The following is a 22,437-nucleotide window of genomic DNA, read 5'->3' on the forward strand; positions in this document are numbered from 1 at the left end:
CATGAGCAACATCGCCGACACCGTCCCCGCGCCGCTGCCCGGCAGCCCGGAGCAGCGCGCGCTGATGCTGCGCGCCTGGATCGGCTTCGTGGCGATGGTGTTCGGCAATTTCATGGCGATCCTGGACATCCAGATCGTCGCCAGCAGCCTCAACCAGATCCAGGCCGGCCTGTCCGCCAGCGCCGAGGAACTGACCTGGGTGCAGACCAGCTACCTGATCGCCGAGGTCATCGCGATCCCGCTGTCGGGCTACCTGTCGCGCCTGCTGTCGACGCGCGTCTACTTCGTGCTCAGCGCCCTGGGCTTCACGCTGGCCTCGCTGGCCTGTGCCTTCGCCTGGAACATCGAGTCGATGGTGGTGTTCCGCGCGCTGCAGGGCTTCCTCGGTGGCGGCATGATCCCCACCACCTTCGCCGCGATGTTCATGGTGTTTCCGCCGGAGAAGCGCACCGTGCCGCTGGTGTCGCTGGGCCTGGTATCGACGCTGGCGCCGGCGCTGGGGCCGACCATCGGCGGCTACCTCACCGACTCCTTCTCCTGGCACTGGCTGTTCCTGGTCAACCTGGTGCCGGGCCTGCTGGTGGCGTTCACGGTCTGGAACCTGGTGCACATCGACAAGCCCGACTGGAGCCTGGCGCGCAGCATCGACTTCATCGGCCTGGCGCTGATGGCGCTGTTCCTCGGCAGTCTCGAATACGTGCTCGACGAAGGCCCGCGCCACGACTGGCTGGAAGACGACACCGTGCGGCCGCTGTTCTTCGTCGCGATCATTGCCGGCGTGATGTTCTTCTGGCGCTCGCTGACGCACAAGGACCCGATCGTCGACCTGCGCGTGTTCCGCAACCGCAACTTCGCCGCCGGCAGCGTCGTCGCCTTCGTCGTCGGCGTGATGCTCTACGGCATCGTGTATCTCGTGCCGCTGTTCTTCGGCACCGTGCGCGGCTACAGCTCGCTGCAGATCGGCCACGTCATGATGGTCACCGGCATCGCCATGTTCCTCACCGCGCCGCTGGCCGGCCAGGCACAGAAGCGCCTGGACCTGCGCCTGATGCTGGCCTGGGGCCTGTTCGCGGTGGCGCTGGGCACCGCGCTCAACGCCAACCTCACCTCGCAGTCCAGCCTCGACCAGTTCCTGTGGCCGCAGCTGCTGCGCGGCCATGGCTTCATGTTCTGCATGGTGTCGATGACCGGCCTGGCGCTCGGCACGCTGCAGCCGCAGGACATCAAGAACGGCAGCGGCCTGTTCAATCTCATGCGCAACCTCGGCGGCGCCATCGGCCTGGCCCTGATCAACACCCTGCTGTCGCGGCTCAACTCGATGCACTGGTCGCACCTGGCCGAGACCGTCAACCTGTCGCGCACGCCGGTGCGCGAGGCCGCCATCGCCGCCTCCGGCAACCTGGCGCCGATGATGGGCAGCGACGCGCAATCCGCGGCGGTGGGAATCTTTGCCCAGCGCGTCGCGCAGCAGGCGCTGGTGATGACCTTCAACGACCTGCTGCTGATGCTGGCGATCCTGGTCGCCAGCCTGGCGCTGCTGCTGCCGCTGATCGAGAAGCCGCGCGAGATACCGGCCGGCGGCGGGCATTGAATTCGCCCTGAGCGCTACTCCCTCTCCTCGCACGCAGAAAGGCCGGGAATGCAGGAGCGAGCTTGCTCGCGACCTTCCCCAATTCCCACCGAACCGTTCGCCACGTCAAAAGCATTCGCTTTCGCTCATGAAGACTTCGGAAGAGTGGTTCCGAAGTTGCCGTGGCTGATCTTTGCCAATCCGCAGGGTGCGCACCGCGCACGCGGAGCAAGCGCGGTCAGGATCGATGGTGCGCGATGCGCACCCTACAGACTGCGCGACTGATGGGCACCTGAGGCCTTGGGCCAAGAACCCGACCTTGTCGCGAGCAAGCTCGCTCCTACATGGCAGCTGCGGAAATCACTCGGTAGGATGTCGCCATGAGCCAGAACCCTGCCCTCCCCGCCCGTCCCGTAGCCCTGTCCGCCGTGCGCGAGCAGGTCTACATGGTGTTTCCCAACGACCTCAACGCCAACGACACCGTCTTCGGCGGCCTGATCATGGCGCAGATGGACCGCTTCGCGGCGGTGGTCGCCGACCGCCATGCCGGCGGTGTCTGCGTCACCGCCAGCGTCGATGCGGTGCACTTTGTGGCGCCGGCCCGCAGGGGCGATGTATTGATCTTCAACTCCGCGGTCAATCGCGCCTGGACCAGCTCGATGGAAGTGGGCGTGAAGGTGGACGCGCAGGGCTACGACGGCAGCAACCGCCGCCACATCCTGTCCGCCTACCTGACCTTCGTCGCGCTGGACGACGCCGGCAAGCCGCGACCGGTGGCGCCGGTGCAGACCGGAACGCCGGAAGAGGAACGTCGCTGGTGCGAGGCGCAACTGCGGCGCGAGAACCGCCTGCAGCATGCCGAGCAGATCAAGCAGCTGCGCGGCAGCGCCAAGAGCCCGGCGAAAAGCTAGAGGATGTAGCGCAGCCGCTCTTCCACCGGCCGCGCCAGGTCGCTGCGCAGGCTCTCGGCCAGGCGCGTGACATGCTGGCGCAGTTCCGGCACGGCGGTCGCCTCCCAGTCGCGGGCGCGCAGGAAGGGGCCGACATAGCGCAGCCAGGGCGAGGAGATGCCCCGCGCGTCGACCAGCGCGTAGTTCTGCGGATCGATGCTCAGGCCCAGCCCGAGTTCGTCGGGCACCGCCAGGCCGTCGCTGCGCAGCGACGCCAGCAGCGGCTCGCGCGAACGCCGCGTGTCAGCCTCGGGTCCGCTGCAGTTGATCACGGCTGCGACGTCCAGCCGCTCCACGTCGCTGGCGCCACGACGGCGCAGCAGCACGCCGACCCCGTCGGGGCGCTCGTCATAGCCGCAGACGCGGCCGGCGATCAGCTGCAGGCCGCCGCTGGCGCGTTCGGCTTCCAGGCGACGCCCCAGCTCAGGGGCGCAGCGGTGACGGTGTACTTCCCAGTAGGGCCGCAGGTGCCGCATGAAACGCAGTCGCTCGGCCACCGGCAGGGCGCGCCACAGCTCCGGCGTCGGGCCGCGCAGGGCGCCGATCACGTCGCGCCAGTCGCCGTCCTGCGCCTCCGCTGCGGCAACCGCCGCGCGCAGGCTGCGCAGGTAGTGCCGGGCTCCAGGCTGCGCCAGCATGCGCTGCGGCAGTGCCGCGTCGTAGACCGGCGCGGCTTCGAGTTCGCGGTGCGCCAGCGGCATCAGGCCGCGGCGCGACAGCGCGTGGATCGGCGCCTGGTGCCCGCGTGCGCGCAGGTCGAGCACGATGTCGAGCATGGTCAGGCCGCTGCCGACCAGCAGCACCGGCTGGCCGGGCTTGACGCCCCAGAGCGCGTCGGGCCGCCAGGGATCGCGCACGTAGCGCGGGCTGCAGTAGAACCCGCGCTGCGGCTCCGGCACCGGCGGATCGGAGGGGGCGTAGTGGCCCAGCGCCAGCACCACCTGGTCGGCCTGCAGGCGATCGCCATTGCTCAGCCACAGCTCGCCGCCGCCCGCCTCGGGCCGGATGCGCTCGACGTCGCCGACCATGGCGCGGAAGTGACAGCCAGCCGGGGCGTTGATCGCCGCTTCGGCCAACAGGGTTTCCAGATAGTCGCCGTAGAGCCGGCGCGAAGCGAAGCTGCCGCCGGTCATGCGCGGATCGTGCCGCTGCGCGAACTGCAGGAAGCCCTCGTCCTCGCCCGGCAGCACGCCCATGCGCGCCGCCGGCACGTTGAGCACGTGGTTCTCGACGCGCGTACCGTAGGCCACGCCGCGCGCCATCAGGCCGGAGCGGTTGATCAGCACCACCTTGAGCGGCAGCACCGGCGGGCGGCGCAGCAGTTGCACCGCCAGGGCGGTGCCGCAGAAACCGGCACCGATGATCGCGATCGTGGTGCCGGCAGGGTTCATGCCGCGGCGAAGCGGTCGGTGGCCGCGACCAGCTGCGAAAGGATGCCCGGCTCGCTGGCGGCATGGCCGGCGTCGGCCACCACGTGCAGCTCCGCCTCCGGCCAGGCGCGGTGCAGGTCCCAGGCCGATTTCATCGGGCAGACCACGTCGTAGCGGCCCTGCACGATCACGCCGGGGACGTTGCGGATGCGATGCACGTTCTCCAGCAGCCAGTTGTCGGTGTCGAAGAAACCGGCGTTGACGAAGTAGTGGCATTCGATGCGCGCGAAGGCCTCGGCGAAACGGTCCTCGCCGAAGCGCGCCACCAGGTCGGTGGAGGGGAACAGCTTGCTGGTGGCGCCCTCCCAGATGCTCCAGGCGCGGGCCGCGGCGCGGCGCACGGCCGCGTCCTCGCTGGTCAGGCGCTGGTAATAGGCGCGCACGAAATCGCCGCGCTCGGACTCGGGGATGGGTTCGATGTAGTGTTCCCAGGCGTCCGGGTAGATCCAGCTGGCGCCCTGCTGGTAGAACCAGTCGATCTCGGCACGGCGCAGCAGGAAGATGCCGCGCAGCACCAGGCCCAGGCAGCGCTGCGGATGCGTCACCGCGTAGGACAGCGCCAGCGTGGAGCCCCAGGAGCCGCCGAACACCACCCAGCGCTCGATGCCGAGTGTCTCGCGGATCTTCTCCATGTCCGCCACCAGGTCCCAGGTGGTGTTCTCGCGCAGTTCCGCATGCGGCGTGGAACGGCCGCAGCCGCGCTGGTCGAACAGCACGATGCGGTATTTCTGCGGGTTGAAGAACTGCCGCTGCCAGGGCTCGCTGCCGCCGCCGGGGCCGCCGTGGACGAAGACCACCGGCTTGCCCTGCGGATTGCCGCATTCCTCGACGTAGATCTCGTGCAGCGCGGATACGCGCAGGCGCTGGGTACGATAGGGTTCGATGGCGGCGTAGGGCTGCGTCATGCGTCGAATTCCCGCCGGAGGGCCGGCTGTGATAATTTATTGTTTATAAATTTTAATGTAGTATACATTCACAAATTTCGACGGGGTCCGCATGCGACGATGCGGTACTGCCGTCACGATCCCGCGCCGGTTTCGCCTTGGCGCACCGGGATCGGCGCATTAACATCGTCGTTGAGACAACCGCGCACCGCGCGCGGCCCAGGTTCAAGCAGCAATGTCGGCCAGAAATCCCAGAACGCGTGGCAGCATCTTAATCGTTTCCGCCCTCTGCTGCGGTGCCGCATTCGCGGAACCGCCGGCATCGCCGGAACTGCCGCCGGCGCTGAGCCAGCCGCCCACCGCCGCCGAGCCCAACCCGGCGATGCCGCCGCCGCTGCCCAGCGCGCCCACCGCCGCCAACCCGGTGGCCGCGACGCAGAACCTGGCGCCCGCCCAGGCGCCGCTGCCGAAGTCGGTCATCACGGTGGCCGAGGACCCCACTCCGCAGTTTCCGCGCTACGCCTCGCTGCAGCCGCGCATCGACTTCTGGACCCGCATCTTCGGCCAGTACTCCGAGCTGCAGAGCGTCGTGCATTCCGCCGAGTACACGCACAAGGTCTACGCCGTGCTGGACTTCCGCGGCGACGCGGTGACCATGAACCGCTTCGCGCTGGGCAAGTGGCGCAGCGAAGAGGAAGAGCGGGTCAAGGCCCAGGTCGAGCGCCTGCTCAGGTCGGTGCACGCCAAGCGCCACACGCCGGAACTGCTGAACGCCGACGAGCGCCGCATCTTCGAGCTCTACGCCGACATCGACGACGACAGCCGCTTCGAGAAGGCCATGGGCACCACCCGCGCCCAGCGCGGCCTGCAGGAACGCACCGCGGCGGCGCTGGCCACCTCCGGCAAGTACCTGCCGGAGATGGAGCGCATCTTCCGCGGCTACGGCCTGCCGACGCGGCTGACGCGGCTGCCGCTGGTGGAATCCAGCTTCAACGTCGAGGCCTACTCCAAGGTCGGCGCCGCCGGCCTGTGGCAGTTCATGCCCGCGTCGGCGCGGATGTACATGCGCCTGGACAACCTGGTCGACGACCGCCGCGACCCCTGGACCTCCACCGACGCCGCCGCGCGCCACCTGCGCGACGACTACCGGGTGCTCGGTGCCTGGCCGCTGGCGCTCACCGCCTACAACCACGGCCGCGGCGGCATCGCCCGCGGCCTGCGCGAGACCGGCGGCACGACGCTGCCGGACCTGATCCGCGACTACAAGTCCAAGAGCTTCGGCTTCGCCTCCAAGAACTTCTACGCCGAGTTCATCGCCGCCTCCGACGTGGAGCGCAACCACCAGAAGCATTTCGGCGAAGTGCAGCGCGGCGCGCCGGTGGCCTTCGACGTGGTCGAAACCCGCCACTACGTGCCCTACGAAACCCTGCGCCGTCTCTGCGGCGCCGACGACGAACTGTTCCGCAAGCTCAACCCCGCCTACCGGCCGGAAGTCATCGAGGGCAAGCTCTACGTGCCGCCGGGTCACCTGATCCGCGTGCCCGCCGGCAGCGCCAAGAGCTTCGACGTGGCCTACTCCAGGCTCAGCGGCAGCGAGCGCTTCGACAGCCAGCGCGTCATGTTCCTGCTGCATCGCGTGAAGCGCGGCGACAGCATGGGCAAGCTGGCCAAGCTCTACGGCGTCAGCCAGACCTCCATCGCCCGCGCCAACGGCATCAAGAAGAACGCCAGGCTGCGCCCCGGTCAGGTGCTCAAGGTGCCGCCGCACGCCGAATCGCGCCCCGGCCCGGTGACCGTGGCCATCGGCGAATCCAAGCCGCAGCAGACACGCGAACAGAAGCGCGCCGAGCAGGCCGAGATCGCCGCCGAGAAGAAGCCCTCAGCCAGCAAGTCGAAAAAGAAGTCGAAGAAGGCCGACAAGGTCGCCCCGGCCAGGAAGCCGCAGTTCCGCGTGCACAAGGTCGCCAGCGGCCAGACCCTGTCGAGCATCGCCGCGCGCTACGACGTCTCCATCGCCGAACTGCGCGCCGCCAACGGCCTCAAGAAGAGCAGCGTGATCAAGGCGGGGCAGAAGCTGAAGGTGCCGAACTGAAGTCCGGTCGTCACCCCTGCGACGCGGCGTGATCGGTGCTGAGCCCCTCCGCGCCGCGCTGCAGCGAGGCACGGAAGGCCTCCGGCAGCGGCGTCTTGGCGAGCTTGCGGTCCACCATCACATAGACCGTGTCGGAACTGGCGCGCAGCTTCTCCTCGCCCGCGCCGCGGAACTCCACGCCGAGCGTGAAGGAGGTGTTGCCCAGGTGGCGCGTGAAGACGCGGCATTCGAGCACCTCGTCGAAGCGCGAGGGCGCCTTCCACTCCGTGGTCTGCTTCACCAGCTGGAAGTCCAGCTCGCCGCTGGCCATCTCGGCACCGTAGCCGATGGCGCGCAGGAACTCGGAGATCGCCAGGTCCACATACTCGCCATAGCGCGCGTTGAATACGACCTTCTGCGCGTCGCATTCGCCATAGCGCACGCGCAGGTAGTAGCGGAAAGGCAGGGACATGAGGGCTCCGGTGGCAGCTGCAGCCAAGCCTAGCGGATCGCGGCAGCGGCATAAAAAAAGACCCCGTCGGATCGCTCCGCGCGGGGCCCAGCGCTCCCCCCTCTTGACCGGATTGCAGCGGCGGGCTGAGCCACGGCGCTGCATTACGTTCGCGAACAGTATTGGTTGCGCCGCGAAATGTCGCACTAGTAAATCCGCTCCCATCGCAGCGCAACAATGTGTAAACTTTATTTATTGAATTTTATTTATTATTTAGTATAAATAAAAACATCATGGAAAGCCCTTCCGGCACCATGAAAAAAGGGGCCGGTCGCGACGACCGGCCCCTGCTTTCCCGCGGTGCGGCCCGCGCTCAGGCCAGCCGCACGACGCTGCGTCCGGTGAGCTTGCCGGCGACGATCCCGGCACAGGCGGCAGGCACTTCCTCCAGCGTGATTTCGCGCGGCGCGATGCGGTCCAGGTGCTGCGGCTTCCAGGGGCCGGCGAGCTGCTGCCAGACCTCGAGGCGCCAGGCGCGCGGCATCTGCACGGAGTGGATGCCCAGCAGCGACACGCCGCGCAGGATCAGCGGCATCACCGTGGTGTTCAGCTCGTGCGACTGCGCCAGGCCGATGCAGCCGATGTTGCCCCAGGGGTTCACCGTGCGCGTCAGATACGTCAGCGTCTCGCCGCCGACGTTGTCCACCGCGCCGCCCCAGCGGCCGGATTCCATCGGGCGCTTGCCCAGGTCCAGGGTGTTGCGGTCGACGATCTCGTCGGCGCCCAGCGCCAGCAGGTAGTCGCGCGCGGCTTCCGGCTTGCCGGTGATCGCGGCGGTCCTGAAGCCGGCGCGCCGGAACAGCGACAGCGCCACCGAGCCGACACCGCCGCTGGGTCCGGTCACCGCGATGGGACCCATCTCCGGCGCCTGGTGGTTCTCCAGCATGCGGCGCAGCGCCAGCGCGGCGGTGAAGCCGGCGGTGCCGAGCTGCATCGCCTCCTTCAGCGACAGGCCGCGCGGCAGCGGCACCACCGCGCTGGCCGCGACGCGGGCGTATTCGGCCAGGCCGCCGTCGTGCAGTTCGCCGATGTCGCAGCCGGTGACCAGCACCTCGTCGCCGGCCTTGTAGGCCGGGTCGGCGCTCTCGGCGACGACGCCGGACAGGTCGATGCCGGCGACGCAGGGCATGCGGCGCATGATGCGGCCCTTGCCGGTGACGGCCAGGGCGTCCTTGTAGTTGAGGCTGGAGTAGTGGACCTTGATCACCACTTCACCGGCGGAGAGCTCGGCCACCGTGACCTGCTCGATCCGCGCCTCGGTGGACTTGTCCTTCTGGTGGACACGCAGGGCCTTGAATGCATTCATGAACGGTTTCCTGTGGGCAGCTGTGGGATGATGCACCGCCAATTCTACCGGGGCCGCCATGACGCAATACACGAGGAATTCGCAGATGGGCGACGGCGACCTGCTGCCGGACCCCATCGCCCAGCTCGCGGTCTGGCTGGACGACGCGAAGGACGCCGGCATGCTGGAGCCCACGGCCATGGCCCTGGGCACCAGCGTCGAGGGCCAGCCCTCGGTGCGCATCGTCCTGTTCAAGGGCTTCGTCGAGGGCGACCTGACGTTCTACACCAACTACGAAGGCCGCAAGGGCCGCGAGCTGGCCGCCAACCCGCGCGCCGCCGCCACCTTCTGGTGGGACCGCCTGGAGCGCCAGGTGCGTATCGAGGGCGCCGTCGAGAAGCTGCCGGAAGCCTTGTCGCGCGAATACTTCTACCGCCGCCCGCGCGAATCGCAGCTGGGGGCACTGACCTCGCACCAGAGCGAGGTGGTGGCCAGCCGCGAAGAGCTGGACCGCCGCTGGGAGGAGAACGCCCAGCGCCTGGCCGGCAGCGAGGTGCCCTTTCCCTCGTTCTGGGGCGGCTACCGCCTGGTTCCGGCCTCGCTCGAATTCTGGCAGGGCCGCCGCGGGCGGCTGCACGACCGCCTGCGCTACACGCGTGTGAAAAACGAATGGCGCGTGGATCGTCTCGAACCCTGAAGATAGGGGTTTCCAGAAAACCCTGAGGAGCCCTGCATGAATCCCTTCGATTTCAGCGGCAAGACTGTCTTCGTCTCCGGCGGCACCAGCGGCATCAACCTGGGCATCGCCCATGCCTTCGCCCGGGCCGGCGCCAAGCTCGCGGTGATGTCGCGTTCGCAGGACAAGGTCAACGCCGCGGTGGCGGAACTGCAGGCCCATGGCGGCGAAGTCGCCGGCTATTCGGCCGACGTGCGCGAGCCGGCCAAGGTCGAGGAGGCACTGAAGGCCGCGCATGCAAGGCTGGGCGCCTTCGACGTGCTGGTCAGCGGCGCCGCCGGCAATTTCCCGGCCCCGGCCCTGGGCATCTCACCCAACGGCTTCCGCGCCGTGGTGGAGATCGACCTGCTCGGCAGCTTCCACGTGGTGCGCGCCGCCTTCCCGCTGCTGAAGAAGCCGGGCGCCTCGATCATCCAGATTTCCGCGCCGCAGTCCTACAACCCGATGGAGTTCCAGATGCATGTCTGCGCCGCCAAGGCCGGCGTCGACATGATCACCCGCGTCGGCGCCATCGAGTGGGGCCCGATGGGCGTGCGCATCAACTCGGTGGTGCCCGGCCCGATCGCCGACACCGAGGGCATGTCGCGCCTGGCGCCCAACGCCGAGGCCGAACGCCTGACCCTGGAATCGGTGCCGATGGGCCGCTACGGCAGCAAGCAGGAAATCGCCGACGCCTGCCTGTGGCTGGCCTCGCCGATGGCCAGCTACGTCACCGGCGTGGTGCTGCCGGTGGATGGCGGCTGGTCGCTGGGCGGCACCAGCGTGGCCAGCGCGGGGATGAAGAAAGCCCTCGCCGCGGGCAAGTAGCGGTCGTGGGGCATCCAAACAAAAAAGGCCGGGGAATCCCCGGCCTTTTCCCTTGCTGATGCCCGCTCAGACGACGTTCACATTCTCCGCCTGCAGGCCCTTCTGCCCCTGCACCACGTTGAACTGCACCTGCTGCCCCTCCTGCAGCGTACGGTAGCCATCGCCCTGGATCTGCCGGAAGTGCACGAACACATCATCCCCCGCACCGCGCTGGATGAAGCCGTAGCCCTTGGCGTTGTCGAACCACTTCACGGTTCCGTTTTCACGATTGGACATAGGTAAAACCTTCCCCTTCTGTATCTTCGTCTCCGGCGCCGCGGTCTTCGCCGCGGCACGCACCCTTGGGCATGCGCCCGGGGCCACTGTAGCGAATACTTTTTGGCCAGGCATTCTTGCAGCGCACAAATTCATGCGCCGTTCACGGCGCCCTGATCTATCATTCAGCCTGTCCCCCGCCTCACGGAAAAAAACCATGAACCGCCGCCTTGCCCTGATCGCCACCGCCGGCCTTGCTGCCCTGGTGGTCGCCTGCGCCACCTCCCCCACCGGCCGCAAGCAGCTGCGCCTGGTCTCCGACGCCGAGATGGACGAGATGGGCGTCACCGCCTTCCAGCAGATGAAGACCAAGACGCCGCCGACCAAGGACGCCAGGACCAACGCCTACGTCACCTGCGTCGCCAACGCCATCACCCGCGAGGTCCCCGGCGGCCGCCAGTGGGAAGTGCAGGTGTTCGACGACAAGCAGGTCAACGCTTTCGCCCTGCCGGGCGGCAAGATCGGCGTCTACACCGGCCTGCTGAAGGTGGCGACCAGCCAGGACCAGCTGGCGGCGGTGATCGGCCACGAGGTCTCGCACGTGCTGGCCGGGCATTCCGCCTCGCGCGTGTCCAACCAGATGGCCTCGCAGCTGGGCGTGAACATCCTCAGCGCCGCCTCCGGCGTCGACGCCAGCATGATCGGCATGGGCGCCAACCTGCTGCTGGTGCTGCCGTTCTCGCGCGGCGACGAAACCGAGGCCGACGTGCTGGGCGAGGAGCTGATGGCCCGCGCCGGCTTCGATCCGCGGCAGTCGGTGGCGCTGTGGCAGAACATGGCCAAGGCCAGCGGCGGCAACGCGCCGCCGCAGTTCATGTCGACCCATCCGGCCAACGAGACCCGCATCAACGACCTGAACGCGCATCTGAGCAAGGCGATGCCGCTGTACGAGCAGGCACGCAGCCAGGGCAAGACGCCGCGCTGCTCGTAAGGGAGCTCAGCGAACTCGTAGGAGCGGCTGTTAGCCGCGAGGGCCGGTGATCATGATGACCGGCCCTCGCGGCTAGCTGTTGGCCACGGCGAAGACTGACTCAATGTCAGCCTGAGTTAAGCCAACAGCCGCTCCTACAAAAGAAGTTCAGCCACCCACGAAGTGACAGGCCACCGCTCTTCCGCGCGCCAATGACTTCAGCGGCGGCAGCTGCCGCGTGCACAGCGGATCGGCGATCGGGCAGCGGGTGGTGAAGACACAGCCCAGCGGCGGGTTCAGCGGGCTGGGAATCTCTCCCCGCGCCACCAGGGCGCGGTCGCCCAGGTGCTGGCCCGGTACCGCCGCCATCAGGGCCTTGGTATAGGGATGCAGCGGCTGGGCGAACAGGGTCTCGCGCGGGCCCTGCTCCATGATGCGGCCCAGGTACATCACCAGCACGCGGTGGCTGATCAGGCGCACCACCGACAGGTCGTGGGCGATGAACAGCATCGACAGGCCGAATTCCTTCTGCAGGTCGCGCAGCAGGTTGATGATCTGTGCCTGCACCGACACGTCCAGCGCCGACACCGGCTCGTCGCAGATCAGCAGGCGCGGCTGCACCACCAGGGCGCGGGCGATGCCGATGCGCTGGCACTGGCCGCCGGAGAACTCGTGCGGGTAGCGGTTGCGGTGACTGGCCGACAGGCCGACCCGCTCCAGCCACTGCGCCACGCGCCGGTCCCGTTCGACCGCGCCGACCTCCGGGTACAGCGAGCGCAGCGGCTCGGCGACGATCTCGCCCACGGTCATGCGCGGGTCCAGGCTCGCCAGCGGATCCTGGAACACCATCTGGATGTCGCGGCGCACCGCGCGCCAGCCTTCCTCGTCGAGGTTCTGCAGCGGGCGGCCGTTGAAGATGATGCCGCCGGAGGTAACGCGCTGCAGGCCCACGAGGGTTCGGGCCAGGGTGGACTTGCCGCAGCCGGATTCGCCGACGATGCCGAGGGTCTCGCCGGGGGCGAGGTCGAAATTCACTTCTTCCACCGCGCGCAGCAGGCTCGGCGCGCTCCAGGGCCAGCCGCGGCGCAGCGGGAACTGCACGCGCAGACGGCGGACGGAGAGGATCGGGGAGGACGAGGGGGCGACGACGGCGTTCATGGGCCTAGGCTACCGAATCCGGCGCTTGCCGGCACGCCCTGGGTTTTCCGGGGGCCGATGCGGGCCCCGTGCTTCCCGCACGGGGCCACGCAGACGGTTTGAAGCTTTACTCCAGCAAGCTGCGCAGCATCCACGCCGTCTTCTCATGCAGCTGCATGCGCTGCGTCAGCAGGTCGGCGGTGGGCTCGTCGTGAGACTTGTCGGCCAGCGGGAAGATGCTGCGCGCGGTCTTGACGCAGGCCTCGTGGCCTTCGACCAGCAGCTGCACCATGTCCAGCGCCGGCGGCACGCCATCCGTTTCCTTGATGGAGGACAGCGCGGCGTACTGCTTGTAGGTGCCCGGTGCCGGGAAGCCCAGGGCGCGGATGCGCTCGGCCACCAGGTCCACCGCCAGGGCGGCCTCGTTGTAGTGCGTCTCGAACATCAGGTGCAGGGTGTTGAACATCGGCCCCGTGACGTTCCAGTGGAAGTTGTGGGTCTTCAGGTACAGGGTGTACTCGTCGGCCAGCAGGCGCGACAGGCCGTCGGCGATGGCCTTGCGCTGGTCCTTGTCGATGCCGATGTCGATCTTCGCCTTCTGCTTCTTTTCCTTGGCCTTGGCCATGGGAATCTCCTGTGGGGGTTTCAGAGTCTAGACAGCGGTGGACGGATACGACCAATGAATAGTTCCTTCATGGTCGATTCAGGCGGCCTATTGATCAAACTCACGCCGTCAACAGCTTGCTCTTGCGGTAGTAGCCGAAGATGTCGTTGAGGCTGCGCTTGGGCTTCCAGCCGAAGGTCTCGCGGAACAGGCGGCCGTCGATGATCACCGGGTACTTGAAGTAATTGATCAGGTACGGCGGGAAGAAGGCGTTCCAGTTCAGCAGGTTGCTCCACAGCCTGGGGATGGCCGGCGGGATCGACGGGATCGGCAGCCGGCGGCAGCCGCTCTGCGCGACCGCCTCCTGGAAGGCGACCCAGTCCTCCGGGGCGACGTTGTAGATGCCCGGCTTGTTCTGCTCGAAGGACACCACGATGGCGTCGGCCATGTCGTCCACGTGCAGGAACTGCATCATCGGCGAGAAGCCCAGCAGCACCGGGGCGATCGAGCGCGACAGCAGCAACGCCATGCTGTTGCGTACGCCCGGGCCCAGCACGTTGCAGGGCCGCAGGATGGTGATGTTCAGCTCGGGGTACTTCCACAGGTAGATCTGCGCCAGGCTTTCCAGCTCCACCGAGTCGACCAGGTCCTGCGTCACTTCGCTGGCCTTCAGCGGCGCGTCCTCGTCCAGCAGCGCCGGGTTGTAGGGGCTGGCGCCGTAGACGTAGTAGGTGGAGTGGATCATCACCTGCTTGACGAAGTACTTGCGGCACAGCTCCAGCAGCTTCTTGCTGCCCAGCACGTTGGCGTTGTAGCGCCGCTGGCGGTCCTGCTCATGGGCGAAGAAGCGGCCGATGTGGATCACCGCGTCGATCTTGTGGTTGCGGAAGATGTCCTCGAAGCCGCGCTTGTGCAGGTCCACCTTGTAGGAGGGGATGTTGGCGTCGGTCTCGACCTTCTGGCGGAAGTCCACCGCGATCACGTTGTAGCGGCCGTGCAGGCGCGCGATCACGCGCTTGGCCAGCGAGCCGGCGGCGCCGGTGACCAGGATGGTCTTCTTTGCCGCTGCGGGGCGGGCCATCAGTAGATCTCCTTGCGCTGTTCCAGGCCCAGCGCGATCAGGCGCCGGATTTCGGTCTTGACCTCTTCGACCAGGGCGGTCACCTCGTCCTCGCTGTCCATGTTGCACTTGAAGTGCATCGGCTTGCCGAAGTTCAGGTGCACCCGCGCCGGCAGCGGGAACGGTGGCGCGATCGGCACGTAGGGGACACCCAGGATCTTGGCCAGCGGCGCGATGTTGGCCACGGCCGGCATGGTCTCTTCGCAGCCGACGATGCCCACCGGGATGATCGGCGTCTTGTGCGTCAGCGCCAGGTGCATGAAGCCGTTGCCGAAGCGCTGCAGCTTGTAGCGGTCCTTGTAGAGCTTGCCGGAGCCGCGCACGCCCTCGGGGAAGACGATGATGACCTCCTCGGACTCCAGCATCTTGGCGCAGTTGAGCGGATCGCCGATCACCGCGCCGATCGAGTTCAGCAGGTTGCCGAGGTAAGGCACCGTCGGGAAGAAGCGCTCGATCATGGCCCGCGCCGCGCGCGGACCCTGCGGATTGGTCGCCAGCGCCGTGCCCAGCAGGACGCCGTCCATGGGCAGCTGCCCGGAGTGGTTGCCGATGATCAGCAGGCGGCCGTTGGCGGGGATGTTCTCCAGGCCGTTGGCGGTGACGCGGAAATAATGGTCGTAGAGCCACTTGGTCACGCCCAGCGAGACCTTCACCGCGTTTTCGTTGTAGCCCCAGGGGTCGTAGCCGAAGCTGCCGACCGGCTTGGGAATCTTCTCGATCGCCGCCTCGACCTCGGGGGTGACGATACGGCGGTACAGCGATTCACTGGGGCTGAAGCTTGCCAGCGCCCTCCATACATCCTTGATGGCCATCTTTTTTGCCTTAGCGCCGGTTCGATCCGGCGTCCCCTGATTTTTCGTTCACACGGTATGCGAAAAACCGGCCCGTAGGAAGACTTCAACCCGGGGGCGTGTCAGGTTTTTTCGGCTCCATCGCGTTGCTGCAGTTTCCACAGCCGGGCATAGGCGCCACCGGCGGCCAGCAGCTGGGCATGGCTGCCGCGCTCGGCGATGCGGCCATGGTCCAGCAGCAGGATCTCGTCGGCGTCGGTGATGGTGGACAGGCGGTGGGCGATGACCAGGGCGGTGCGGCGGGCGGCGACCTCGCGGATCGCCGACAGGATCGCCTGCTCCGAGCCCGAGTCCAGCGAGGAGGTGGCCTCGTCGAACACCAGGATCGCCGGGTTCTTCAGCAGGGCCCGGGCGATGGCCACGCGCTGCTTCTCGCCGCCGGAGAGTTTCAGGCCACGCTCGCCGACCCGGGTCTCGTAACCTTCCGGCAGCTGCGCGATGAAGCCGTCCAGGTGCGCCAGCCGCACGACCTGCTCGATCTCCTCCTGCGTCGCGTCCGGACGGCCGTAGGCCAGGTTGTAGCGGATGGTGTCGTTGAACAGCACCGTGTCCTGCGGCACCACGCCGATCATGCGGCGCAGGCTGTCCTGGCTGATGCCGCGGATGTCGTGCCCGCCGATGCGCACGGCGCCCTCGTCCGGGTCGTAGAAGCGGAACAGCAGCCGCGCCAGCGTCGACTTGCCGGAGCCGCTGGGGCCGACCACGGCGATCTTGCGCCCCGGCGGCACCTCGAAGCTGACCCCGTGCAGGATGCGGCGCTTGCTGCTGTAGCCGAATACCACGTTCTCGAAGCTCAGCCCGGCCGCGGCCGCCGGCAGTACCAGCTCGGTCGCGCCGGGGACATCGGCCACCTTGGGCCGCTGCGCCAGCAGGCCGAACATGCGCTGCATGTCGGTCATCGCCCGGCGGATCTCGCGGTAGACGAAGCCGAGGAAGTTGAGCGGCACGAACAGCTGGATGATGTAGGCGTTGACCGCGACGAAGTCGCCCAGGGTCATGGCACCGCTGCCGACCTGCTGCGCCGCCAGCAGCATCATCCAGGTCAGGGCCACCGCCACGATCAGGGCCTGGCCGGCGTTGAGCGCGCCCAGCGACAGGCGCTGCTGCTGCTGCGCGGTCTCCCACTGCGCCAGAAAGCGGTCGTACTCGGCGGCCTCGTGCTTCTCGTTGCCGAACAGCTTCACCGTCTCGTAGTTGAGCAGGGAGTCCACCGCGCGGGTGTTGGCGCGGGAGTCCAGGCGGTTGGCCTCGCGCACGTACTGCGTGCGCCACTCGGTCACCACCACCGAGAAGAACACGTACAGCGCCACCGACACGCCGGTGATCAGGGCGAAGCTGGCGCCGTAATTGAACAGCAGGATGCCCGCCACCAGGGCGATTTCCAGCAGCGTCGGGATGATGTTGAACAGGGTGAAGCGCAGCAGGAAGCTGATGCCGCTGATGCCGCGCTCGATATCGCGCGACAGCCCGCCGGTGCGCCGCGTCAGGTGGAAGTCCAGGTCCAGGCGGTGCAGGTGCTCGAAGACGTTGAGCGCGGCGCGGCGCATGGCGCGCTCGCTGACGCGGCCGAACACCAGGTCGCGCAGCTCGCCGAACAGGGCGGCGGCGAAGCGCATGGCGCCGTAGGCCAGCAGCAGGCCCAGCGGCACCAGGAACAGGGCATCGCCCTTCACGTCCAGGTCATCGACCAGGTGCTTGAGCAGCATCGGCAGGGCCACGCCCGCCAGCTTGGCCAGCAGCAGGAAGCCCAGCGCCAGGCTGACGCGCAGCGGGAATTCGGTCAGGTAGGGCCACAGCGTGCGCAGCACCCGCCAGTCGGCAGTGGGGGCGGTGTCGTCGGTGGTTTCGGCGGCGAGGCGGCGGGACATGGGTAAGTCAGGATGGGGGTTGCCCCCCAAGGCTTCAAGTGTGGGAGCGGCTGTTGGCTTAACTCAAGCTGACATCTAGTCAGCTTTCGCCGAGGCCAACAGCTGGCCGCGATCTTCTTGCTGCGAATCGCGGCCAAGGCCGCTCCCACAACAACAGTTCAGACGATCCGCGGATGCTTCCTCTTCTGCAGCCCGGCCTGGCGGATGCGCCGCGCGACGCCGCCGGCGCTGTCCGGCTCGGCCAGTTCGGCGATGTGGAACAGCGCGTCACCCTCGTGCACCAGCGGCATCGACACGCGGCCGATCACCACGCCGTCGACGGCGCTGTAGACCGCCGCGTCCAGCTCGCCCATGGGATCGCCGATCACGCCCAGCACCTGCCCTGCCTTGACCGGCTCGCCCAGCGAAACCTGGGCGCGCAGGATGCCGCTGGCCGAGGCCCGCACCCAGGAATCGCGGGTGGCCAGCACCGGCTTGATCACCGTGCTGCGCGACTTGCGCGCCGGCGGCGGCAACATGCCGACGGCCTCCAGCACGTTGAGCACGCCGCGTACCCCGATGCGGATGCTGACCTCGTCGAAGCGCAGCGCCTCGGAGGACTCGTAGAGCAGCACCGGGATGCCCTTCTTGGTGGTGTATTCGCGCAGCGTGCCCTTGGTGGGCTGCGAGTCCAGCAACAGCGGCGCGCCGAAGGCCCGCGCCAGGCGCAGGGTCTCGGGATTGGTCAGGTCGGCACGGATCTGCGGCAGGTTGGGCCGGTGGATGGCGCCGGTGTGCAGGTCAATGCCGTACTCGGCGCGGCCGACGATCTCGCGCAGGAACAGGTTGGCCAGGCGCGCCGCCAGCGAGCCGCGCTCGCTGCCGGGGAAGCTGCGGTTGAGGTCGCGCCGGTCGGGCAGGTAGCGCGACTGATGCAGGAAGGCCAGGGTGTTGACGATGGGCACCGCCAGCAGCGTGCCGCGCAGCTGCTCCAGGCGGCTGGACACCAGCAGGCGGCGGATGATTTCCACGCCGATGATCTCGTCGCCATGCAGGGCGGCGCTGACGAACACCGTGGGCCCCGGCTCGCGGCCGCGCACCACGCGCACCGGCAGGTTCACCGGGGTATTGGTGTAGAGGTTGGCGACCGGCAGCTGGATGTTGCGGCGCTCGCCGCAGCCGATCCGCTCGCCGCCGATTTCGAAGAGGCCTGCCTTGCCGCTGTTCTTGTTTTTCATGGCACCCCCCATTTTCGCCAGAGGCCGGCAGCGGAATCATCCGCCTTTTGTACGCGTCTTGCCCGGCGCCGCATTCTTCTCGATGAATTCGATGATCTGCGCGGCGATATCCACCCCGGATGCCGCTTCGATCCCTTCCAGCCCCGGCGAGGAATTCACCTCCATCACCACCGGCCCGCGGTTGGAGCGCAGGATGTCCACGCCCGCCACGTTGAGCCCCATGATCCGGGCCGCGCGCACCGCCGTGGTCCGCTCCTCCGGCGTGATCTTCACCGCCTGCGCACTGCCGCCGCGGTGCAGGTTGGAGCGGAACTCGCCGGCCTTGGCCGTGCGCATCATCGCCGCAACCACCTTGCCACCGATGACGAAGCAGCGGATGTCGCTGCCGCGCGCCTCCTGGATGAACTCCTGCGCCAGGAAGTAGGCATCCAGGCCGCGGAAGGCGTCGATCACCGACTCGGCGGCCTTGTCGGTCTCGGCCAGCACCACGCCCTGCCCCTGCGTGCCCTCGATCAGCTTGATCACCATCGGCGCGCCGCCGACCAGGCCGATCAGGTCGTGGGTGTCGTCGGGGGAGTGGGCGAAGCCGGTGCGCGGCATGCCGATACCCTTGCGCGCCAGCAGCTGCAGCGCGCGCAGCTTGTCGCGGGCGCGGGTGATGGCCACCGACTCGTTGAGGCAGTAGACATCCATCATTTCGAACTGCCGCACCACGGCCGTGCCGTAGAAGGTCACCGAGGCACCGATGCGCGGCACCACCGCGTCGTAGCGCGGCAGCTTCTGGCCGCGGTAGTGGATTTCGGGGGCACGCGGCAGGATGTTCATGTAGCAGCGCAGCACGTCGATCACGCAGACCTCGTGGCCGCGCTGCTCGGCGGCCTCGATCAGCCGGCGGGTCGAATACAGTCGACGGTTGCGCGACAGGATGGCGATCTTCATCGGCGCTTGCCTAGGGCGTGTCAGGGCGGCGGGCGTCGCTGCGACGGAGACCGTTTTGGCGCAGGGCTATGTCCCGGGGCGCGCCGTGTACTTGATGTACATCAGCGACCCGGGACGACGCCATGCGCCAAAACGGTCCCGCCCCTTGGGGTGCCATCAGATTTGCGGCCATGCGGCGTTGCTCCTCAGTCATTTGGAACCACCAAATTCCCTCGTCGCGCCTTGCCTGGCCGCAAATCTGATGGCATCGCAACGACGCCCGCCGCCCTGGCACGCCCTAGCAAATAGGAAGAAGCGGGATCGACAACGTAGTGCCCGGCGAGGGCAGTGCGCCCCAGCAGCAGGCGGAATCTCATCGTATCACGCGCGGTCAGCGAGATTTCCACGTCCCAGCTGTCATGCCCGACCGTCACCGGCGTGCGGATGAAGGGCCGCAGTTCGCGATGGCCGCCGGAGTCGGTGACCCAGCGCTCGTCGATCATCTCGGCCTCGCACCAGGTCTCGCGATCGGAGTTCTGCAGGGGGTGCAGGCCGAAGCGCAGCCGGCCCGGTGCCGGCCGCTCGATGGCAAAGGCGTGGATCACCGAGCTGCGCGCACCGGTGTCCATCTTGGCCTTGATCTGGCGCAGCCCGAACTCCGGCAACGCGATCCATTCGCGCCAGCCGAGCAGGCGCGGCCGCTGGGCGATCTTCTCGATGCGCAAGCAGGGTTTCCTGTCATTTGTGTCTGGAATGAGGGCATTAAACAACAAAACCATGCCTGGCATTAGGAGGGATTTACGCTTGAGCCGACCGCCTCCCGGGCGGATACTGCAACAAATCCTTCAACCGGAGCCCGCCATGAGCCAGCCCGCCGAATTCCGCAACATGCAGGACTTCTATCCCTACTACCTGCAGGAGCATTCCGACCGTACCTGCCGGCGCCTGCACTTCGTCGGCACCAGCCTGGGCCTGGGCCTGGTGATCTACGCCCTGGCGACGCAGACCTGGTGGCTGATCGCGGTGGCCTTCATCCAGGGCTACGCCTTTGCCTGGGTGGGACATTTCTTCTTCGAGCACAACAAGCCGGCGACCTTCCAGTACCCCTGGAAGTCCTACCTGGGCGACTGGAAGATGTGGTGGGAGATGCTCACCGGAAAAATCAAGATTTGAGGCCGGAATCGCGGTAAAATCGCGCCCCGCACTGCGGGGCGTTTTCAATTTATCTTTGGTTTCATCGTAGGAGCGGCTGTTAGCCGCGATAAACCTTGATCGCGGCTAACAGCCGCTCCTACTGTTCAGGATGGCCGTCATGGACCAGCATCTCTACGAAGTGATCGTCATCGGTGGCGGCCACGCCGGCACCGAGGCGGCGCTGGCGGCTGCCCGCATGGGCCGGCGCACCCTGCTGGTGACCCAGAGCATCGAGACCCTGGGGCAGATGTCCTGCAACCCGGCGATCGGCGGCATCGGCAAGGGCCACCTGGTGCGCGAGATCGACGCCATGGGCGGCCTGATGGCGCGTGGCGCCGACCATGCCGGCATCCAGTTCCGCACGCTCAACGGCAGCAAGGGTCCGGCGGTGCGCGCCACCCGCGTCCAGGCTGACCGCGCCCTGTACAAGGCCTTTGTCCGCGACGCACTGGAAAACCAGCCCCACCTGGAGCTGTTCCAGCAGGAAGTCGAGGACCTGATCGTGGAGGGCGGCCGCGTCGCCGGCGTGGTCACGCGCATGGGCCTGCGCTTCTCGGCGCCGTCGGTGGTGCTGACCACCGGCACCTTCCTGGGCGGGCGCATCCATATCGGCCTGTCCAACTACCAGGGCGGCCGCGCCGGCGATGCGCCGTCCAATGCCCTGTCGACGCGGCTGCGCGAGTTGATGCCGCGCACCGGCCGCCTCAAGACCGGCACGCCGCCGCGCCTGGACGGCCGCACGATCGACTGGGCGGCGCTGCAGGAGCAGCCCGGCGACGAGCCGCGCCCGGTGTTCTCCTTCATGGGCTCGCGCGCCGACCACCCGCGCCAGCTGCCCTGCCACATCACCCACACCAACGAGGAAACGCACGAGGTCATCCGCGGCGGCTTCGACCGTTCGCCGATGTTCACCGGCGTGATCGAGGGCGTGGGCCCGCGCTACTGCCCCAGCGTGGAAGACAAGGTCAACCGCTTCCGCGACAAGACCGCGCACCAGATCTTCCTGGAGCCCGAGGGCCTGTCGACCAACGAGATCTACCCCAACGGCATCTCCACCAGCCTGCCCTACGACGTGCAGGAGCGCTTCGTGCGGACCATGAAGGGCCTGGAGCGGGCGCGCATCGTGCGCCCCGGCTATGCCATCGAGTACGACTACTTCGACCCGCGCGACCTGCGGCGCTCGCTGGAGACCCTGACCCTGTCCGGCCTGTTCTTCGCCGGCCAGATCAACGGCACCACCGGCTACGAGGAAGCGGCGGCGCAGGGCCTGCTGGCCGGCATCAATGCCGCGCGCCATGCCCGCGGCGAGCCGGCCTGGGTGCCGCAGCGCCACGAGTCCTACATCGGCGTACTGGTCGACGACCTGGTCAGCCGCGGCACCACCGAGCCCTACCGCATGTTCACCTCGCGCGCCGAGCACCGCCTGCTGCTGCGCGAGGACAATGCCGACCTGCGCCTGACGCCGCAGGGCCGCGAGCTGGGCCTGGTGGACGACGCGCGCTGGGCCGCCTTCGAGCGCAAGCGCGAGGCGGTGGCCCAGGAACGCAGCCGCCTGTCCGCGCTGTGGCTCAAGCCGGCGCAGCTGTCGCAGCCGGAGGTGGTGGCGGTGTTCGGCGCCGCGCCGGTGTCCGCCGGCCTGTCGGGCCTGGACCTGCTGCGCCGCCCCGAGGGCGACTACGCCGTGCTGCGTCGCCTGGGCCTGGCGCCGGAAGGGCTGGACCCGGCGGTGGCCGAGCAGGTGGAGATCCAGTGCAAGTACGCCGGCTACATCGAGCGCCAGCAGCTGGAGATCGACCGCGCGCGCCGCTATGAAGAGGCGCCGCTGCCGGCCGACTTCGACTATGGTGCGGTGGCCGGACTGTCCAACGAGGTACGGCAGAAGCTGCTCGACCACCGCCCCGACACGGTGGCGCAGGCCGGGCGTATCTCCGGCGTCACGCCGGCGGCGGTATCGCTGCTGCTGGTGCACCTGAAGAAGCAGGGCCAGTTGCGCAAGTCGGCCTGAAGACTTCTTTCGGGCCGGCCGGATGGGTGTTCAGATTCAGTTCATCGCAAGCGC

At 67.9% G+C, this 22,437-nt stretch carries 21 protein-coding genes; 8 read left to right on the forward strand and 13 right to left on the reverse strand.

The window, feature by feature from the left end; genetic code table 11:
* Position 1: 1 nt before the first annotated feature.
* Positions 2-1,591, forward strand: coding sequence for a DHA2 family efflux MFS transporter permease subunit (locus D0B54_RS21990; protein WP_117294174.1), 1,590 nt, complete (start codon positions 2-4; stop codon positions 1,589-1,591).
* A 359-nt stretch (positions 1,592-1,950) separates the two neighbouring features.
* Positions 1,951-2,481 (forward strand): acyl-CoA thioesterase, encoded by a 531-nt coding sequence (locus tag D0B54_RS21995; RefSeq protein ID WP_117294176.1) that lies wholly within the window; start codon positions 1,951-1,953, stop codon positions 2,479-2,481.
* On the opposite strand, the gene D0B54_RS22000 is transcribed toward D0B54_RS21995, so the two are convergent.
* Together D0B54_RS22000 and pip are read right to left on the reverse strand one after the other, a co-directional pair.
* Complete coding sequence (locus D0B54_RS22000) at positions 2,478-3,911, reverse strand: FAD/NAD(P)-binding protein (RefSeq protein ID WP_117294178.1); 1,434 nt, start codon at positions 3,909-3,911, stop codon at positions 2,478-2,480. The two genes, D0B54_RS21995 and D0B54_RS22000, sit on opposite strands and share 4 nt — an antisense overlap.
* Entirely contained in the window at positions 3,908-4,855 is a 948-nt protein-coding gene (pip, locus tag D0B54_RS22005; protein ID WP_117294180.1) for a prolyl aminopeptidase, read from the reverse strand. The genes D0B54_RS22000 and pip overlap by 4 nt, the downstream gene beginning before the upstream one ends.
* 214 nt (positions 4,856-5,069) lie before the next feature.
* On the opposite strand from pip, the gene D0B54_RS22010 reads away from it, so the two are divergent.
* Positions 5,070-6,926 carry a lytic transglycosylase domain-containing protein gene (locus tag D0B54_RS22010; RefSeq protein ID WP_117294182.1) on the forward strand — a complete coding sequence of 619 codons (1,857 nt, stop codon included), beginning with the start codon at positions 5,070-5,072 and terminating at the stop codon, positions 6,924-6,926.
* A 10-nt stretch (positions 6,927-6,936) separates the two neighbouring features.
* On the opposite strand, the gene D0B54_RS22015 is transcribed toward D0B54_RS22010, so the two are convergent.
* Positions 6,937-7,377, reverse strand: a complete 441-nt coding sequence (locus tag D0B54_RS22015; protein WP_117294184.1) for an acyl-CoA thioesterase — start codon at positions 7,375-7,377, stop codon at positions 6,937-6,939.
* A gap of 352 nt (positions 7,378-7,729) precedes the next feature.
* On the reverse strand, positions 7,730-8,722 hold the full coding sequence (locus tag D0B54_RS22020) for a YhdH/YhfP family quinone oxidoreductase (protein WP_117294186.1): 993 nt from the start codon (positions 8,720-8,722) through the stop codon (positions 7,730-7,732).
* Positions 8,723-8,780: 58 nt separating this feature from the next.
* On the opposite strand from D0B54_RS22020, the gene pdxH reads away from it, so the two are divergent.
* A complete protein-coding gene (gene pdxH / locus D0B54_RS22025; RefSeq protein ID WP_117294188.1) occupies positions 8,781-9,398 on the forward strand; it encodes a pyridoxamine 5'-phosphate oxidase in 618 nt (205 codons plus the stop codon).
* Between the two features lie 36 nt (positions 9,399-9,434).
* On the forward strand, positions 9,435-10,244 hold the full coding sequence (locus tag D0B54_RS22030; protein ID WP_117294190.1) for an SDR family oxidoreductase: 810 nt from the start codon (positions 9,435-9,437) through the stop codon (positions 10,242-10,244).
* A gap of 66 nt (positions 10,245-10,310) precedes the next feature.
* On the opposite strand, the gene D0B54_RS22035 is transcribed toward D0B54_RS22030, so the two are convergent.
* Positions 10,311-10,520 carry a cold-shock protein gene (locus D0B54_RS22035; RefSeq protein ID WP_117294192.1) on the reverse strand — a complete coding sequence of 70 codons (210 nt, stop codon included), beginning with the start codon at positions 10,518-10,520 and terminating at the stop codon, positions 10,311-10,313.
* A gap of 196 nt (positions 10,521-10,716) precedes the next feature.
* On the opposite strand from D0B54_RS22035, the gene D0B54_RS22040 reads away from it, so the two are divergent.
* Positions 10,717-11,490, forward strand: a complete 774-nt coding sequence (locus D0B54_RS22040; protein WP_117294194.1) for a M48 family metallopeptidase — start codon at positions 10,717-10,719, stop codon at positions 11,488-11,490.
* Positions 11,491-11,637: 147 nt separating this feature from the next.
* Here D0B54_RS22040 and D0B54_RS22045 read toward each other — a convergent pair whose 3' ends face one another.
* The 8 genes from D0B54_RS22045 to D0B54_RS22080 form a co-directional block, all read right to left on the reverse strand.
* On the reverse strand, positions 11,638-12,627 hold the full coding sequence (locus D0B54_RS22045; protein ID WP_117294196.1) for an ABC transporter ATP-binding protein: 990 nt from the start codon (positions 12,625-12,627) through the stop codon (positions 11,638-11,640).
* A 106-nt stretch (positions 12,628-12,733) separates the two neighbouring features.
* Entirely contained in the window at positions 12,734-13,231 is a 498-nt protein-coding gene (locus D0B54_RS22050; protein ID WP_117294198.1) for a Dps family protein, read from the reverse strand.
* 100 nt (positions 13,232-13,331) lie between these two features.
* Complete coding sequence (locus D0B54_RS22055; protein WP_117294201.1) at positions 13,332-14,291, reverse strand: SDR family oxidoreductase; 960 nt, start codon at positions 14,289-14,291, stop codon at positions 13,332-13,334.
* Positions 14,291-15,142, reverse strand: coding sequence for a lysophospholipid acyltransferase family protein (locus D0B54_RS22060; RefSeq protein WP_117294202.1), 852 nt, complete (start codon positions 15,140-15,142; stop codon positions 14,291-14,293). Before D0B54_RS22060 ends, D0B54_RS22055 begins: the two co-directional genes overlap by 1 nt.
* A gap of 101 nt (positions 15,143-15,243) precedes the next feature.
* Positions 15,244-17,049, reverse strand: a complete 1,806-nt coding sequence (locus D0B54_RS22065; protein WP_117294204.1) for an ABCB family ABC transporter ATP-binding protein/permease — start codon at positions 17,047-17,049, stop codon at positions 15,244-15,246.
* 158 nt (positions 17,050-17,207) lie between these two features.
* The gene (locus D0B54_RS22070) at positions 17,208-18,266 is read right to left on the reverse strand and encodes a succinylglutamate desuccinylase/aspartoacylase family protein (protein WP_117294206.1); all 1,059 of its coding nucleotides are present in this window, start codon (positions 18,264-18,266) and stop codon (positions 17,208-17,210) included.
* 36 nt (positions 18,267-18,302) lie between these two features.
* On the reverse strand, positions 18,303-19,205 hold the full coding sequence (gene rimK / locus D0B54_RS22075; protein WP_117294208.1) for a 30S ribosomal protein S6--L-glutamate ligase: 903 nt from the start codon (positions 19,203-19,205) through the stop codon (positions 18,303-18,305).
* Between the two features lie 185 nt (positions 19,206-19,390).
* Positions 19,391-19,894, reverse strand: a complete 504-nt coding sequence (locus tag D0B54_RS22080; RefSeq protein ID WP_367396805.1) for an ATP-dependent zinc protease family protein — start codon at positions 19,892-19,894, stop codon at positions 19,391-19,393.
* Positions 19,895-20,045: 151 nt separating this feature from the next.
* On the opposite strand from D0B54_RS22080, the gene D0B54_RS22085 reads away from it, so the two are divergent.
* Both D0B54_RS22085 and mnmG read left to right on the forward strand, forming a co-directional pair.
* Complete coding sequence (locus D0B54_RS22085; protein WP_117294211.1) at positions 20,046-20,357, forward strand: DUF962 domain-containing protein; 312 nt, start codon at positions 20,046-20,048, stop codon at positions 20,355-20,357.
* A 130-nt stretch (positions 20,358-20,487) separates the two neighbouring features.
* Positions 20,488-22,383: a tRNA uridine-5-carboxymethylaminomethyl(34) synthesis enzyme MnmG gene (mnmG, locus tag D0B54_RS22090; protein ID WP_441347427.1), complete on the forward strand. Its 1,896-nt coding sequence runs from the start codon at positions 20,488-20,490 to the stop codon at positions 22,381-22,383.
* Positions 22,384-22,437 lie beyond the last annotated feature (54 nt).

This window comes from Solimonas sp. K1W22B-7 (assembly GCF_003428335.1).
Taxonomy (GTDB): Bacteria; Pseudomonadota; Gammaproteobacteria; order Nevskiales; family Nevskiaceae; genus Solimonas_A.